General features: G+C 37.6%; 17 protein-coding genes and 1 tRNA gene. 16 read left to right on the forward strand and 2 right to left on the reverse strand.

Annotation, left to right across the window (positions count from 1 at the left end):
- Positions 1–8 precede the first annotated feature (8 nt).
- The 12 genes from H8S01_RS04745 (at position 9) to H8S01_RS04800 (ending at position 8,508) form a co-directional block, all read left to right on the forward strand.
- Positions 9–878 carry a 4Fe-4S binding protein gene (locus H8S01_RS04745; protein WP_021867100.1) on the forward strand — a complete coding sequence of 290 codons (870 nt, stop codon included), beginning with the start codon at positions 9–11 and terminating at the stop codon, positions 876–878.
- 8 nt (positions 879–886) lie between these two features.
- On the forward strand, positions 887–1,138 hold the full coding sequence (locus H8S01_RS04750) for a sulfurtransferase TusA family protein (protein ID WP_243204212.1): 252 nt from the start codon (positions 887–889) through the stop codon (positions 1,136–1,138).
- A gap of 30 nt (positions 1,139–1,168) precedes the next feature.
- Positions 1,169–1,489 (forward strand): thioredoxin, encoded by a 321-nt coding sequence (gene trxA / locus H8S01_RS04755; RefSeq protein WP_186836375.1) that lies wholly within the window; start codon positions 1,169–1,171, stop codon positions 1,487–1,489.
- 37 nt (positions 1,490–1,526) lie between these two features.
- Complete coding sequence (gene thiS, locus H8S01_RS04760; RefSeq protein ID WP_021867097.1) at positions 1,527–1,745, forward strand: sulfur carrier protein ThiS; 219 nt, start codon at positions 1,527–1,529, stop codon at positions 1,743–1,745.
- Positions 1,732–2,538, forward strand: a complete 807-nt coding sequence (gene thiF, locus H8S01_RS04765; RefSeq protein ID WP_021867096.1) for a thiazole biosynthesis adenylyltransferase ThiF — start codon at positions 1,732–1,734, stop codon at positions 2,536–2,538. The genes thiS and thiF overlap by 14 nt, the downstream gene beginning before the upstream one ends.
- Before the next feature lie 47 nt (positions 2,539–2,585).
- Positions 2,586–2,996, forward strand: coding sequence for a M67 family metallopeptidase (locus H8S01_RS04770; RefSeq protein WP_186836376.1), 411 nt, complete (start codon positions 2,586–2,588; stop codon positions 2,994–2,996).
- Positions 2,990–3,889, forward strand: a complete 900-nt coding sequence (locus tag H8S01_RS04775) for an NAD(P)/FAD-dependent oxidoreductase (protein ID WP_186836377.1) — start codon at positions 2,990–2,992, stop codon at positions 3,887–3,889. Before H8S01_RS04770 ends, H8S01_RS04775 begins: the two co-directional genes overlap by 7 nt.
- A gap of 22 nt (positions 3,890–3,911) precedes the next feature.
- Positions 3,912–4,853 (forward strand): cysteine synthase A, encoded by a 942-nt coding sequence (gene cysK, locus H8S01_RS04780; protein ID WP_186836378.1) that lies wholly within the window; start codon positions 3,912–3,914, stop codon positions 4,851–4,853.
- A gap of 270 nt (positions 4,854–5,123) precedes the next feature.
- Positions 5,124–5,948, forward strand: a complete 825-nt coding sequence (locus H8S01_RS04785; protein WP_186836379.1) for an Mrp/NBP35 family ATP-binding protein — start codon at positions 5,124–5,126, stop codon at positions 5,946–5,948.
- Between the two features lies 1 nt (position 5,949).
- Positions 5,950–7,173 (forward strand): glycosyltransferase, encoded by a 1,224-nt coding sequence (locus H8S01_RS04790; protein WP_186836380.1) that lies wholly within the window; start codon positions 5,950–5,952, stop codon positions 7,171–7,173.
- 29 nt (positions 7,174–7,202) lie between these two features.
- Positions 7,203–7,284: transfer RNA gene (locus tag H8S01_RS04795), tRNA-Leu, on the forward strand.
- Positions 7,285–7,347: 63 nt separating this feature from the next.
- A complete protein-coding gene (locus H8S01_RS04800; protein WP_186836381.1) occupies positions 7,348–8,508 on the forward strand; it encodes an MFS transporter in 1,161 nt (386 codons plus the stop codon).
- Here H8S01_RS04800 and H8S01_RS04805 read toward each other — a convergent pair.
- Positions 8,505–9,344 (reverse strand): polysaccharide deacetylase family protein, encoded by an 840-nt coding sequence (locus H8S01_RS04805; RefSeq protein ID WP_021867089.1) that lies wholly within the window; start codon positions 9,342–9,344, stop codon positions 8,505–8,507. The two genes, H8S01_RS04800 and H8S01_RS04805, sit on opposite strands and share 4 nt — an antisense overlap.
- Positions 9,345–9,601: 257 nt before the next feature.
- Here H8S01_RS04805 and H8S01_RS04810 point away from each other — a divergent pair, with 257 nt between their 5' ends.
- From H8S01_RS04810 to H8S01_RS04825, 4 genes are all read left to right on the forward strand, one after another.
- Positions 9,602–9,934, forward strand: coding sequence for a DUF6110 family protein (locus tag H8S01_RS04810; RefSeq protein ID WP_021867088.1), 333 nt, complete (start codon positions 9,602–9,604; stop codon positions 9,932–9,934).
- A 52-nt stretch (positions 9,935–9,986) separates the two neighbouring features.
- Entirely contained in the window at positions 9,987–12,059 is a 2,073-nt protein-coding gene (locus tag H8S01_RS04815; protein WP_021867087.1) for a heavy metal translocating P-type ATPase, read from the forward strand.
- Positions 12,060–12,241: 182 nt separating this feature from the next.
- Positions 12,242–12,940 carry an ABC transporter ATP-binding protein gene (locus tag H8S01_RS04820; protein ID WP_021867086.1) on the forward strand — a complete coding sequence of 233 codons (699 nt, stop codon included), beginning with the start codon at positions 12,242–12,244 and terminating at the stop codon, positions 12,938–12,940.
- A gap of 20 nt (positions 12,941–12,960) precedes the next feature.
- Positions 12,961–15,213, forward strand: a complete 2,253-nt coding sequence (locus tag H8S01_RS04825; RefSeq protein WP_186836382.1) for an ABC transporter permease — start codon at positions 12,961–12,963, stop codon at positions 15,211–15,213.
- A 141-nt stretch (positions 15,214–15,354) separates the two neighbouring features.
- On the opposite strand, the gene H8S01_RS04830 is transcribed toward H8S01_RS04825, so the two are convergent.
- Entirely contained in the window at positions 15,355–16,680 is a 1,326-nt protein-coding gene (locus H8S01_RS04830) for a CapA family protein (protein ID WP_243204213.1), read from the reverse strand.
- Between the last annotated feature and the right edge of the window lie 96 nt (positions 16,681–16,776).

Raw genomic sequence — 16,776 nt, forward strand, 5'->3', positions numbered from 1 at the left:
AAACGATTATGGCAAACATTGATTATGCATCATTAAAAAAAGGCGGCTTCATGAGACAGAAGCAGAAAGGTTATTTTTCATTAAGAATTCAGGTTGTAGGTGGTAATCTTACAGCAGAAAATATCAAGGCAGTTGCTGAGGTTGCTGAGAAATATGGAAAAGGTTATGTTCATATGACATCAAGACAGGGAGTTGAAATTCCTTTCATTAATTTTGAAGATGTCGAGACAGTAAGGGCAGAGCTTGCAAAAGGCGGAGTTAATCCGGGTGTGTGCGGACCAAGAGTTCGTACAGTTACAGCCTGTCAGGGTTCTGAGATTTGTCCTAGCGGATGTATAGATACATATTCACTTGCAAAGAAGCTTGACGAACATTATTTCGGAAGAGAACTTCCGCATAAGTTCAAATTTGGTGTTACAGGATGTCAGAATAACTGCCTTAAAGCAGAGGAAAATGATATAGGTATCAAAGGCGGCATGGAAGTTACATGGGTAAAGGATAAATGTATCAACTGCGGTGTATGTGAAAAGGCATGCCGTACAGGTGCAATCAAGTGCACAGGCACAGAGGTTACTGTTGATTATTCAAAGTGTAATAACTGTGGCAGATGCGTAAAATCCTGTCCGACAGATGCATGGGAAGGCAAGAGTGGATATATTGTTTCATTCGGCGGTCTTTTCGGCAATCATATTTACAAGGGCGAGACAATTCTCCCTCTTATAACAGATGAAGATACATTATTCAGAGTAACAGATGCAGCGATTGGCTTTTTTGAAAAGAATGCTAATCCGGGCGAGAGATTCAGACTTCTTCTTCAGAGAGTTGGGGAAGATGAATTCAGAAAAGAAATACAGGCGGCTTATAAGGGCCAGGAATGAGGTTGAGAATGGAAATTGAAGGAATTAAGATTGATGATACAGTTGATATAACTGATAAAGTTTGCCCACTTACATTTGTAAAGGCAAAAGTTGCTATTGATGAGCTTGACGACGGCGAAGTTATTGCGATAAGAATGAACGACGGAGAACCTGTCCAGAATGTACCAAGAAGCATTAAAGAAGAAGGACATCAGATACTTAAACTTGTTAATAATGAAGACGGTACATATAACCTTATTGTTAAAAAGGTAGAAGAATAAATACGGAATCCCGTAGGAATTGAGGTATATATGGCAGCAAGAGTTAATAAGGATGAATTTGAAGGCAAGGTATTAAAAAGCGATATTCCCGTTCTGGTTGATTTTTATTCAGACAGCTGTGTTCCATGCAAAAAGATGACACCTGTTATCGGTGATGTAGAAGATGATATGGAAGGAAAACTTGCAGTATACAAGGTTAATATTAATTTTGATACAGAGCTTGCAGAAAGTTACGATGTACAGTCTGTGCCAACACTTCTTTTGTTTAACAAAGGAAGCGAGAAGGCAAGACAGAGCGGAGCTGTAAGAAAACCACAGCTTGTAGAATGGATTGAGGAAAATCTCAAATAAATAAAATAAAAAGCCGGCAGGCGGAAATGAGGAAAATATGAAGATTACAGTATCAGGAACAGAAAAAGAAGTAAAAGACGGACTTACATTACCGGAACTTATCGAAATGGAAAATGTTGAGACACCGGAGTATGTAACAGTTTCAATTAATGAAGAATTTGTTGAAAGTGCAGCAAAGGACAGCACAGTATTAAAGGATGGCGATAATGTAGAATTCCTTTACTTCATGGGAGGTGGAAGCTATGGCATTGACTGATGAACAGATTGAACGTTATTCAAGACATATCATTTTAAAAGAAGTAGGTGCCAAAGGCCAGAGAAAGCTTCTTAATGCGAAGGTACTTATCGTAGGTGCCGGCGGACTCGGAGCACCGGCAGCAATGTATCTTGCAGCAGCAGGTGTAGGTACAATAGGAATTGTTGATGCCGATGATGTAGATTTAAGCAATCTTCAGAGACAGATTATTCATCAGACAGCTGATATCGGCAAGGCAAAGGTTAAGTCTGCAAAAGAGACAATCAATGCCATGAATCCTGATGTTACAGTTAATACATACAGAGAATTCCTCACAAGTGAAAATATCATGGACATAATCAAGGATTATGATTTCATAATTGACGGAACAGATAATTTCCCTGCAAAATTCCTTATTAATGATGCCTGTGTTATGGCTAAGAAGCCATTTTCACATGCCGGAATTATCAGATTCAAGGGTCAGCTCATGACTTATGTTCCGGGAGAAGGACCATGCTACAGATGTGTATTCAAGAATCCACCACCAAAGGATGCAGTTCCTACATGTAAGCAGGCTGGTGTAATCGGTGCCATGGGAGGTGTAATCGGAAGTCTTCAGGCTATGGAAGCTATCAAATACATAACAGGTGTAGGCAAGCTTCTTACAGGTTACCTTCTCACATACGATGCAATTAATCAGGAATTCCACAAGATTAAACTTCCATCAAATACAGATGGTTGTGCAGTATGCGGAAGTCATCCTACAATAACAGAACTTATCGACTACGAACAGGTAGAATGTACTGATAAATAAAGTGCAATGAACTACTGAAAAAATAATGTTCAATAAAGGAGCAGATTATGATTTCGATGACAAAAAAAGATTATGAGCTTATCTTAGAACATGCAAAGTCATGCGTTCCGGAAGAGGCATGCGGACTTATTGCAGGCGTTAAGAATGGCGGTGATAAAGAGATTAAAAAAGTATATATTCTTACAAATATTGACCATTCAAATGAGCATTTTTCACTTGACCCGAAAGAGCAGCTTGCAGCAGTTAAGGATATGAGGGCAAATGGTCTTGTTCCGCTTGGCAACTGGCATTCACATCCGGAATCACCTTCAAGACCTTCAGAAGAAGATAAACGTCTTGCATATGACAGCAAGGCAAGTTATATGATTCTTTCATTAATGGAGCCGGAAAAGCCGGTGCTTAATTCATTTCACATTGAGGGCGATGTATCGACAAAGGAAGAATTAGTTATATGTTAGATGTTGTTATTATAGGAAGCGGTCCTGCGGGTATTACCGCAGCAATCTATGCCAAAAGAGCTAATCTTAATGTTGCAGTTGTGGAAAAAGAATATCTTGGAACAGGTCAGATAGCAGAGAGCAGCAGAGTTGACAATTATCCGGGAATTCCGGGAATCGACGGTTACAGCCTCGGTGAAAAGTTCCGTGAGCATGCAGAAAGTCTCGGCGTCGAATTCACGGAAGCACAGGTTTTGTCTTTAGGGCAAAAAGACGGGATATGGATAATAGGCTGTGATGAAGATATAACGCTTGAAAGTAAAGCGGTTATATATGCCACAGGCTGTAAAAACAGACCACTTGGCGTACCGGGTGAAGAAAAATATTATGGCAGAGGATTGTCATTTTGTGCTGTATGTGATGGTGCTTTCTATAAAGGAAAGAGAGTTGCAGTAATCGGCGGCGGTGATACTGCACTTGATGATGCAATGTATCTTTCTGACATATGTGAAAAGGTATACCTTGTCCACAGACGTGAATTTTTCAGAGGTTCTGCTACAACACTTGAGAAGTTAAAACAAAAAGAAAATCTAGAAATTATAGTGAATGCCAGAGTTGAGGAAATCACCGGAGATAAAAAAATTGACGGTATAATTCTTGACAATAAAACAAAGCTTAATATAAGCGGACTTTTTGCAGCAGTCGGAATGATTCCCCAGACAGAACTGTTAAAAGAGTTCGGCGTGCTCGACGAGAGCAATTATGTAAAGGCATCGGAAGATACAAAGACGACAGTAAATGGCCTGTTTGCAGCCGGTGATGTCCGCACAAAGCAGTTAAGACAGGTTGTAACTGCTGCGGCAGACGGTGCCAATGCGATATATTCAGTTATGGAATATCTCAGAAACATTTAAGAAATGGAGAAAGAGTAAGAAAATGGAGAATATGTATCATAGTGCAACGGATTTAATAGGAAATACACCACTTTTATTTCTTCACAGATATATGAAGAAGTCTGGAATCAGTGATGTAAATGTAATAGCAAAACTTGAATATTTTAATCCTACAGGTTCTGTAAAAGACAGAGTAGCTTTATCAATGATTGAAGATGCCGAGGAAAAAGGGCTTTTAAAGCCGGGAGCTACAATTATAGAGCCGACTTCAGGAAATACAGGTATTGGAATTGCATCAGTTGCGGCTATAAAAGGATATAAGGCAATACTTACTCTTCCTGAGACTATGACAATAGAAAGACGCAATATTTTAAAAGCATACGGTGCTGAAATTGTACTTACTGATGGATTTAAGGGCATGAAGGGCGCAATTGAAAAAGCTGAGGAACTTCATGAGCAGATTCCGGGTTCAGTTATTCTTGCACAGTTTGATAACATGGCAAATCCAAAGGCACATATCAAGACAACAGGTCCTGAAATCTGGAAACAGACAGAAGGCAAGGTGGATATATTTGTTGCCGGAGTAGGGACTGGCGGAACAATATCAGGTGTAGGTGAATATTTAAAGAGTGTGAAGCCTGATGTAAAAATTGTAGCAGTAGAGCCTGCCACAAGCCCTGTACTTTCAGAAGGCAAAGCCGGTCCTCATAAAATTCAGGGAATCGGAGCCGGATTCATTCCAAAAACTCTTGATACATCAGTATATGATGAGATTATAAAAATTGAAAATGATGATGCTTTTGAAGAAATGAGAAACATTGCATTTTCAGAGGGTATACTTGTAGGTATAAGTTCGGGAGCTGCATTAAAGGCTGCTGACATTCTTGCAAAAAGACCTGAAAATAAAGGAAAGACAATTGTAGTTTTGCTTCCTGATTCAGGAGACAGATACCTTTCAACACCTGTATTTGCAGGTAAAAAATGATTTTATCGATGTAAGTTAAATGTAAAAAATATACAGATTTGATTAAATATTCCATAGAAATAATCTGTGTAATGAAAAGAGCTGTACTTTGACGGGTAAAAAACGTTAAGGTGCAGCTTTTTATGGTTGATACCGTTAATTAAAACGGTACAAGTGGTTAGAATAATATAATAAATTATTTTTCTCCCGATTAGTTTGATTTTCTCCCAAAATATATTATAATTGGGAGAAACATCCAACATTTGGGAGAAGGGAAAAGGAGTATATATAATGAGTGAAGAATGTACACATGATTGTTCAAGCTGCGGCTCTAACTGTGCCGAAAGAGTAGAGGAGCAAAAAAATAAAGATAACTATGCGGGAGTAAAGAAAGTAATTGCGGTTGTGAGCGGAAAAGGCGGTGTCGGCAAATCTATGGTAACATCGCTTCTTGCTGTTAATTCGGCAAAAAACGGTCTGAAAACTGCTATCATGGATGCCGATATAACAGGTCCATCAATTCCTAAGTCATTCGGACTTAAAGAGAAGGCAAAGTGTGATGAAGAAGGAACAGTTATTTATCCTGAAGTTACGAATGGCGGAATCAAGGTAATGTCTATGAATCTTTTAATGGATAACGAGACAGACCCTGTTATATGGAGAGGACCAGTAATAGCCGGTGCAGTAAAGGAATTCTGGGAAAATGTAAAATGGGGAGATATTGACTGTATGTTTGTTGACTGTCCGCCGGGAACAGGTGATGTTCCGCTTACGGTATTCCAGTCACTTCCTGTTGCAGGAATTGTTGTTGTTACATCTCCGCAGGAGCTTGTTTCAATGATAGTGGAAAAGGCGGTTAATATGGCAAATATGATGGATATTCCTGTACTTGGAATTGTTGAAAATATGTCTTACTTTGAATGTCCTGACTGCGGTAAGAAACATGAAATCTTTGGAAAGAGCCATATTGATGAGATTGCTGCACAACATGATATTAAGGCGGTTGCTAAGCTTCCGATAAATCCTGAGGCAGCATCAAAAGTGGATGGCGGATTTGCAGAAGATCTTGACGTTTCCGCACTCGATAATATATTTGAGGCAATAAGGAACTGTTAAAATGGATAAAGTCGTCATTTTATTTAAGGGTGGAGTGGAGACACAGGAATATTTCAGTATTGAGATGTCAAAAACATTTCAAAAACACGGATATGAAATATATTGGTTTGACCTTGTATTAAGCGGATTGTCAGCAAAACAGCTCTGTGATTTTTATAAGGCTGATAAATCAAAAAAATTCATGGCGTTCACATTTAATTTTAATGGTATTGCAGGCGAAGACGGGCTTTATGACGAATCATTTGAAGGCGGAAGCTTCTGGAATGAAACGAAAATTCCCGTTTATAACATGGTTGTTGACCATCCGCTGTATTATCATAAATATCTGCCGCTGCGTCCGGAAAATTATATGCAGATAAGCATTGACAAGAACCATATAAGATATATGAAAAGGTTTTTTCCTGGTGTGCAGCTTGCACCTGATGACGGATTTCTTGTGCTTGGCGGAACTGAACTTAATGAAAAAAGAGATATTCTTTCAGATAAATTTCTGCCAGTAGATAAGCGTGACATTGATGTTATATTTACGGGAAATTATACACCTGTAAATTCTTTTGACAGGTTTATAGCACATCTTGACAGTGATTATCAGGAATTCTACAGAGGACTTGTAAGAAAGCTTATAGAACACCCTGAAATGATTGTTGAAGATGCAGCCGAAGAAGAACTAAAGAATCAGGGTATTCAATTTACGGACGATGAGTTAAAACAGATAATGCCTAACCTGATGTTTGTTGATTTGTCTGTAAGATTTTATTTCAGGGCAGAAGTGATTGCAAGGCTTGCGGACAGTGGAATAAAGGTTCATACATTTGGTGCCGGCTGGGATATGCTTGAATGTCGTCACCCGGAAAATATTATTACTGCCGGAAATGTTTCGTCACAGGAATGTCTTGACATGATAAGCCGCTCAAAAATATCAGTAAATGTAATGCCGTGGTTTAAACAGGGAGCACACGACAGAGTGTTTAATTCAATGTTAAACGGTGCTGTCTGTGTTACGGATACAAGCGGATATCTGAAAGATAATTTTATTGATGGAGAGAATATTATTTTTTATAATCTTGAAAATATTGATGCCGCGGCTGATAAAATTAAAAGACTGCTGACGAATCACGACGAATTGGAACATATTGCAGAAAATGCATATAAGATATGTGTAGAAAATCATAAATGGGAAATGCGTACAAATAAAGTGATTGAATGGATGAACTTGACAGTTTAAATCTGTTTGTGATAATATATATATCGCTTGCGGATGTGGCGGAACTGGCAGACGCGATAGATTTAGGTTCTATTGTCAACAGACGTGCAGGTTCAATTCCTGTCATCCGCATAAATGGCACGAAGTTAATCGTTAGCTTCGTGCCATTTTGTATGCATATTTTTGGAGGTAAAAATGAAATCAAAATTCAGATTGTTTTTTCCGTGCTATTTTTCATTTTTTGTAAATGGTGCAATGGTACTTTTAGTTGGTGCAATTCTTCCTTATATTATAGAAGAAGCAGGAATTAATTACAGTGTTGCCGGTGGATTTTTATCTGCATTTGCAATAGGTAATCTTATTGCAAGCTTTGTGAATCCGCCGATGGCATCAAAGATAGGAAGAAAAGCAACTATAATAATATTTTCTGCATTAATACCGGTAATGCTTTTTGTTATAACACTTCTTCCACCGGTGCCGGTAATATATGCAGCGTTTGTTCTTGTCGGAATCGGACGAGGTTCTGTCAGCATTATCAATAATGCTGTTGTCAATGATAATTCAAACGGCAAGCCGACGGCACTTAACCTTTTACATATGACATTTGCAGCGGGAGCATTTCTTGCACCATTTATAACATCGCTTTATATAGGAAACGGATTTGGATGGCGTGCACCGGCTTATACTATAATTGCCGGTTCAGCACTGTCTGTTATCTTATATGTATGGATGGAAATAGATTACAACTGGCCTGTTGAGTCTAAGAAGGGTAAGAATGAGGGCAGCATGGCACAGCCATTTTACAAAAGTCCTGTATTTTATGTCTGTGGATTACTGCTTTTCTTATATCTTGGGCTTGAAAACTGTGTAAATGGCTGGTTTGTAACATATTTTAAGAGTATGAACATAATGAGCAGTGCATATGCGACTAATCTTGTATCAGTTACATGGGTTATGGTAATGCTTGGAAGACTGCTAACAGCAAAATTATCATCAAAAGTTGATAAAAATAAACTTATTCTGGCATATTGCGTTGCTACAACAATATTTTTCTTTTTGCTTACAGCGACGCACAGCCTTCCGGTAATAACTGTGGCAATTGCGGGACTTGGCTTTTTCTTTGCCGGAATATATCCGACAACAGTATCAAGTGTCGGCAGCATTATCAAAGGTTCTACGGCAGGAATGTCACTTTTTCTTGCCATAGCAGCACTTGGAGGAATAGTTACGCCGCAGATAGTTGGTTTTCTTGCAGACAGAATAGGAATGACAGCAGCAATACTTGTGCTTGCATTTAATGCAGTTGGTATGCTAGTTATGGCAGCTGTGAATGTCGGTATGAAAAAGCGTGGTTAATCTGCAATCTGTCTTCCGGTTCCATCCATGTGAAAATTATCACGTATTATCATTTCTGATATTGGAATGAAGGTGTATCCTTGTGACTGGAGTGTTTCAATTACAGTGCCGAGAGCTTTGGCAGTATATTTTGCACCGTTATGCATAAGAATTATAGAACCGTTACCGAGAGCTTTGTGATTGGTGACGGTTTTTATTATGTTTTCAACTCCATAATCACGCCAATCAAGGCTGTCAACGTTCCATTGTATAGGGTAATGGTTACATCCATATACAGTGTTAATCAACGTTGAATTATAGTCACCGTATGGAGGACGGAAAAGAAATACATCATATCCTGTAAGTTCTTTGACTTTGTCTGTTACATACATTATTTCGTCTTTTTGTTCAGATGCGGAAAGCTTGCTCATCTGCTTGTGATTATGGCTGTGGTTTCCGAGGTCATGGCCTCGTGAGCAGATTTCTTTTACCATGTCTGGATAAGAGTCAACCCAGCCGCCGGTCATGAAAAATGTTGCTTTTACATTATATTTATCGAGAGTATTAAGAATTTCTATTGTATCGTCGGCACCCCAGGCAGCGTCAAATGATATAGAAATGCATTTTTCACTGTCATCATGTTTTACACAATAAATAGGAAGTGATTTTTTGCCGGCGACAGCATTTCCGTTAATGTCGCCACCGCCTATTCCGCTTCCGGGTTTTATGTAAGAGACACTTCCTGATGATACGGGATGGGAATTTTTGCTTTTTTTATCGGGGGTAAGATAGAATAAGCAGGCAAGCACCATTATAAGTGCGAGCAGGATAATTGATTGAAATATAGATTTTTTCATGTTTACCTCCATGCATAGATTGTGGAATTATAACTAAAATATGTTGTTTAAACATAATATGATTTTCTATATAAAAAAATGATTATATATAATAAAAATTGATGAAATATCCTTATTGATAAAGAAATATCAATAAGGATATTTTTGTTGCGGCTGATTTTTTTCAGGTGTAAACTAAATTGAACGAGATATATTTCGTTAAAAATATGGGAAAAACAGGAAATTAATTAACCCGTAAACACAAGGAGGAAATAATTATGGCAGTAAAATTTGACGGAAAGAAAACAGGACTTTTTGCGGCAGGCGTTTTATTTGGAACAGCAGGAATCAAACTTCTTTCAAGTAAAGATGCCAAGAAAGTATATACAGGATGCACAGCAGCTGTCCTTAGAATGAAAGATTGTATTATGAAGATTGCAGCAAATGTACAGGATAATTGCGAGGACATTTATGCAGGAGCAGTTCAGATTAATGATGACCGTAAGGCAGCTGCAGCTGAGTACGAGGATGAATCTGCTACAGAGGATGTAGAGTTAGAAGAAGCTAAGTCAGAAGAATCTGAATGTGGCTGTGGATGCAGTGAACAATAATTATTGTATAAATAGTATTACATAATTTAGAAATATACAGAGGCACAATCTTATGAAATTTGTTATTAAAGATGAGATTAGAGGAAGAATGCGTGTCAGGGTAAAGCAGAATGAGATGACTTGCCGTGAGGCAGACATTTTGCAATATTACTTTGATGGACAGAAATGTGTCACAAAAGTTAAAGTTAATGAAAGAGTTAATGATGTAGTTATCTGTTACAGCGGCAGCAGGTCACATGTGATTAAACTGTTACAGCAGTTTAATTATAAAAATGTGGATGTTCCACAGACATATCTTGATAATTCAGGCAGGGAACTTAATAATTATTACAAGGAAAAGCTTATAAACAGGGTTGTTTTGAGAGTTGGCAATAAGCTTTTCGTACCACTTCCTATAAGGGCAGGCATTACAATAGTAAGGTCGTTCAAGTATATCTGGGAGGGGATAAGAACTCTCGCAAAAGGAAAGATTGAGGTTCCGGTTCTTGATGCGACAGCAATTGGAGTTTCTATTTTAAGAAATGATACAGCAACAGCAGGCTCAATAATGTTTCTGCTTGGCATAGGTGAAATTCTTGAAGAGTGGACACATAAGAAATCCGTAGACGACCTTGCCAGAAGCATGTCTCTTAATATAGGAAAGGTATGGCTTGTAAAAGACGGACAGGAAATACTTGTTCCATCAGATGAAATTGAGGCAGGCGATAATGTAAGAATAAGAGTCGGCAATGTAATTCCTTTTGATGGCGAAGTAGTTTCCGGGGAAGCAATGGTAAATCAGGCTTCAATGACAGGTGAATCAATGCCGGTAAGAAAAGGTGAATCTGCGATTGTATATGCCGGAACAGTAATTGAAGAGGGCGAGATTACAATTTCAGTGCGTTCTACTAATGGTGGAAGCAAGTATGAGAATATTGTTCATATGATAGAAGAATCAGAAAAGCTCAAATCATCAGTTGAGAGCAAAGCATCACATCTTGCAGATCAGCTCGTACCTTATTCACTTGCAGGAACTGCACTCACATATTTATTTACAAGAAATGTGACAAAGGCGTTATCAATACTCATGGTTGATTATTCATGTGCATTAAAGCTTTCAATGCCTTTGTCAGTGTTAAGTGCTATTAATGAGGCAGGAACATATAGTGCAACTGTAAAAGGCGGAAAGTATATGGAAGCCATTGCTGAGGCAGATACAATAGTATTTGATAAGACCGGCACACTTACTAAGGCAGAACCTACAGTTAAACAGGTTGTTTCATTTAATGGACTTGGAGAAGATGAGCTTTTAAGAATTGCAGCATGTCTTGAAGAACATTTTCCTCATTCAATGGCTAAGGCTGTTGTGGGAGCTGCAAGGAATAAGAATCTTGTGCATGAGGAAATGCATTCAAAAGTAGAATACATAGTTGCACATGGTATTTCATCACAGATAGAAGGCAGAAAAGTAATAATCGGAAGTTATCATTTTGTATTTGAAGATGAAAAATGCATTATACCTGATGATAAGAAGGAATTATTTGATGGCCTGCCGGATGAATATTCAAGATTGTATATGGCAATCGAAAATGAACTTGCGGCAGTAATCTGTATAGAGGATCCTATAAGAGAAGAAGCAGCAGATATTATAAAGAAGCTTAAAGAAGCGGGAATAAAGAAAGCTGTAATGATGACAGGTGACAGTGAGCGTACAGCAAAAGCTGTTGCTGCAAAAATAGGTGTTGATGAGTATTATTCAGAAGTTCTGCCGGAAGATAAGGCAAAATTTGTTGAAAAAGAAAAATCGCTTGGACACAAAGTAATCATGGTTGGAGACGGAATTAACGATTCACCGGCACTTTCTGCAGCAGATGTAGGAATAGCAATAAGTGATGGAGCAGAGCTCGCAAGAGAAATTGCAGATGTCACAGTTGAGGGAAATGACCTCTATGAACTGGTTGCATTAAAACATATAAGCAATGCACTTATGAAACGTATCCATAAGAATTACAGAATGATTATGGGTATCAATTCAACCCTTATTGTACTTGGCGTTGCGGGTATAATTCCACCTACAACATCAGCACTGTTACATAATACATCAACAATAGCAATAAGTTTAAAGAGTCTCGAAAAGTTAATCTGACGGGATTTTAAGTCTGTAATACATTCGCGGTAGGTAAGTTGTATCGCATAAAAATGTCATATGGCATATAACGTGAATGATTACAGACTAAATTTTTAAACTTGGGTTAGTGAAAACTAACAAAAGTTATAAATATAAAATTGCAGAGTGTTTTTGCTTCGCAAAACAAGATAGGAGGATTTATGTTTTTAGAGATTGAAAAGATTAACAAGTATTACGGTGAGGGGGAAAACAGGAATCATGTCCTCAAGGATGTGACAACCGGGGTTGAAAAAGGAAAAATATGTGTGCTTCTGGGTCCATCTGGTTCGGGAAAATCAACGCTTCTTAATATTATAGGCGGAATTGATGAGGCTGACGGCGGCAACATAATAATTGATGGTGCAAAGCTTGAAGACATGAAAGAAAAACAGCTTTCGTTATACAGAAGAAAGCATCTCGGATACGTTTTTCAGATGTATAACCTCATTCCTAATCTTACGGTAAAAGAAAATATTGAGGTCGGTGCGTATCTTAGCGACAGTCCGCTTGATTTGAATGAGCTTCTTAACACGCTGGGATTGTGGGAACATAAAGATAAGCTGCCTAACCAGTTATCCGGAGGACAGCAGCAAAGAACGGCAATAGGAAGAGCTATCGTAAAAAATCCGGATATTTTAATTTGTGATGAGCCGACAGGAGCATTGGATTACAATACATCAAAAGAAATCTTACAACTTATTGAAAAAGTAAATAAACAGTATGGCAATACAATAATTATAGTAACTCACAATGATGCGATAAAAAATATGGCGGATAAAGTAGTTCATCTGCATGATGGAAGAATAAGAAAAGAATATGATAATGAAAATAAAATTCCGGCCGAGCAGCTTGAATGGTAAATGGAAAGTAGAGGTTAAATATGAAAAATCCGCTTAGAAAAAGACTCCCAAGAGAGCTTAAAGACGAATTTGGAAAATATCTTGTGATATTTTTATTTATGACACTTACGATTGGTCTGGTGTCGGGATTTCTCGTCGCCGGAAAAAGTATGGTAAAGACATACAATGATAGTTTTGAAGAATATAATATCGAAGACGGACATTTTATTTTAAATGATGAGATTACCGGGACATTGCAAAACAAACTTGAAGATGAAGAGGACATAACTGTTTATAGTCTTTTTTACAAAGAGGAAGAAGAGGGAGAGCACACTTACAGAATTTATAAAAATCGTGAAGATATAGATGGTGTGAGCGTACACAAAGGAAGAATTCCCGAAAAAGACGGAGAGATTGCAATAGACAGAAAATTTGCTGACAGTGCAGATTTAAAAGTGGGCGATAAAGTAACTCTTGATAAAAAAGAATATGAGATTACAGGGCTGGTTGCCTTATCTGACTACAGTGCATTATTCAGAAGCAATACGGATTTAATGTTTGATGCACAAAATTTTACAGTTGCTGTTGTGACACCGGAAGCATTTAACAGAATAAGCGATAATAATTTAAAATATTGTTATGCATGGAAATATGACAACACATCGCTGACAGATAAAGAGAAAAAAGATAAATCAGACGATATTAAAACATTCCTTGCAAAAAATGCGGTGATGACTGATTTTGTACCGGAGCCTGATAATCAGGCGATTCATTTTGCGGGTGACGATATGGGCTCGGATACAGCAATGGTAATGGTGCTTTTATATATTGTAATAATTATCATGGCATTTATTTTTGCGGTTACATCAATAAGTACAATTGAGAAAGAATCTACGGTTATCGGTACGCTCCGCGCATCGGGATATACACGTAAAGAGCTTGTTATACATTATATGGAACTGCCGATGATAATTATGTTTATCGGTGCGATTATCGGCAATATACTTGGATATACGATATTTAAAGATATAGTTGCTGCCATTTACTATAACAGTTACAGCCTTACTGTATACACGACAATATGGTCGCCTTATGCATTTGTTATGACAACAATTATTCCTTGTGTGCTTATGTTTGTGATTAATCTTTTCATGCTTACAAAAATGCTGAAATTGTCACCTCTGAAGTTTATAAGGCGTGATTTGAAAAAACGCAAAAACAGAAAGGCTGTTAAGATTCCTGAATGGAAATTTTTTACACGTTTCAGGACAAGAATAATTTTCCAGAATATTTCGAGTTACATAATAATGCTTATAGGAATTGCATTTTCAAGCATAATGCTGCTGTTCGGACTTGTTATGCAGCCGGTTCTTAATGACTATAAAAAGACAATTATTGATAATATGCCTTGCAAATATCAGTATATTTTAAAAATGCCTGTGGAAATTAAATATAATGAAGCGGAAAAATATGCCATAACAAAGCTTGAAATGCAAAGAGACAATGGTCTGAATGATGAATTTACGGTATATGGATTAAATGAAGACTCGCAGTATTTTGATATTGATTTTTCGGGATTAAAAGATAATGAAATATATGTTTCTGACGGAGTCCTTGATAAATACAGGCTTAAAAAGGGTGATACAATAACTTTAAAAGAAAAATATGAGGATAAAGAATATACTTATAAAATTGCCGGAAGCTATGTCTATCCGTCAAGTCTGGCGGTATTTATGGACATAGACAGATTCCGTGATGATTTTGATAAACCGGATACGTATTATTCGGGATATTTTACTGACAACGAACTTGATATTGATGAAAAATATGTTGCTACGAAGCTTACACAAAATGATATGACAATAGTTGCCGACCAGCTTACAGATTCAATGGGAAGAATGTTTTATATATGGCTTGTATTTGCCGTAGCACTTTATATGCTTATGGTTTATCTTCTTTCAAAGATTATTCTTGAGAAGAATTCCAATGCAATTTCGATAGTCAAGATTCTCGGTTATAAGGGAAATGAGATAATGAGGCTGTATGTTGCAGCTACGGCGATAGTCGTATTTATTTCACTTGTTATAAGTGTTCCACTGTCCGATTTTACAATAGGATTTCTGTGGAGAGCAATTATGGGGACATACCCAGGATGGCTTGCATATAAAGCACCGTCGTATGTCCTTGTGGAAATGTTTGTGATAGGTGTTGCAGCATATTCCATAATAGGTGCATTGCAATATAAGAAAATAAGAAAAATTCCAATGGATGAAGCATTGAAGAATGTAGAATAAAAATATAGTATAAAAGATACAGAAAACCCCCGTTGCCGGTGGGATGTACACAAAAGTATAATTTTTGTGACACCTCAGTATTTATGGCATCGGGGGTTGTGTATTCATATGGCCATTACGAAATTGTCCAAACTGTTTTGTTTATTCGTCTTTATAAATATCGCCTAAAACAGCCTTACAGAATTGCTTACAGTAGTCAACTGAGAAATTTCTTGGACCGTGTGTAGGATAATCAAATAATGTAGCACCGCATATACATCCGAAGTAACCTGTATAACAGCATGTAGGGTCTGAAAGAATCTTGTTCTGGCTTGCAAGCTCAGGTGTGTAATCAGAAAGCTTATATGTAGTGATTTCTTTGTAGCCGTAGCGTTTATGCGTTACGACAGGCTCAAATTCATAAGATTTGATAGAAGCATTATCACCTTTCTTGTAGAGAGTGAGTTTTGCCATACCGCCAATCATACGTGGTATTTCATCCTGATTTGAAACAAAGTTGCCGAGAGAATAGTAGACAACCATTTTGTGACCATCAGATTCTCTTGTGAATTCTTTTACAGGTTCAATTACATGAGGATGTGTTCCGAGTACGACATCAACGCCTTCTTCAAGGAAAACATTAGTCCACTGATCCTGATAAGAAGTTGATTCATATACATATTCGGTACCCCAGTGAGGGCATACAATAACCATGTCAGCAAGCTTGTGGGCCCTGCGGATATCATCTCTTACCTTTGCCTCATCATCAAATGTGTCAACACAGTAAGGTGCTGATGAAGGAATTGCAATTCCGTTAGTTCCGTATGTATAGTTAAGAACAGCAACCTTAAAGCCCTGTTTTTCGTATACATAAATATTTTTGGCATCTTCTTCACTGTCGTGGATTCCGAGATATGTTGTATCCGGATGTTTGGTTTTCCAGAATTCAATAGTATTGTTGACGCCTGAAAGACCACGGTCGAGTGTGTGGTTTGTTGCATGGAGAATTATGTTAAATCCTGCTTTGACTTCAGCGTCACCGATTTCTTGTGGACTGTTAAATGCGGGATATCCGCCGAGACCCATTTCAGTACCGCCAAGAATAGTTTCCTGATTTACAATATTCATATCAGAAGCTGCCAGATCAGGCAAAATATTTGCAAAAAGATGGTCGAAATTATAACTTCCATCACTTTCAAGACCGGTTTTGTATACACCTTCGTGTATGAGCATATCGCCAATCATACACACATTAATTTCAACTTCCGGCTCACTTGTTGTAGTTTCCGGTACAGTTGTCATTTCTATATTGCCTGAAGCATTGTCCGAAGAGGCAATATCTGATTTATTTTTCTTAGAGTGTGAAACAGCAAAAACAACAACGCAGATGCTCACACATAAAATAAGAACAAGAGCAATCAGGGCAGGCAGATAATTAATCTGTTTTTTCTTCTTTTTAATTTTGTATTTTTTTCTTTGCGTATCCATTTTTTATCCCTTTCATAAAAAGTTAATGTACATCACATATATTACTAAAATGTGGACGTTAGTTCAAGTAATAAATAAAATTAAGTCAGATAGTAT

The sequence above is a fragment of the Lachnospira hominis (ex Liu et al. 2021) genome, from assembly GCF_014287955.1.
GTDB classification, from domain to species: Bacteria; Bacillota; Clostridia; order Lachnospirales; family Lachnospiraceae; genus Lachnospira; species Lachnospira hominis.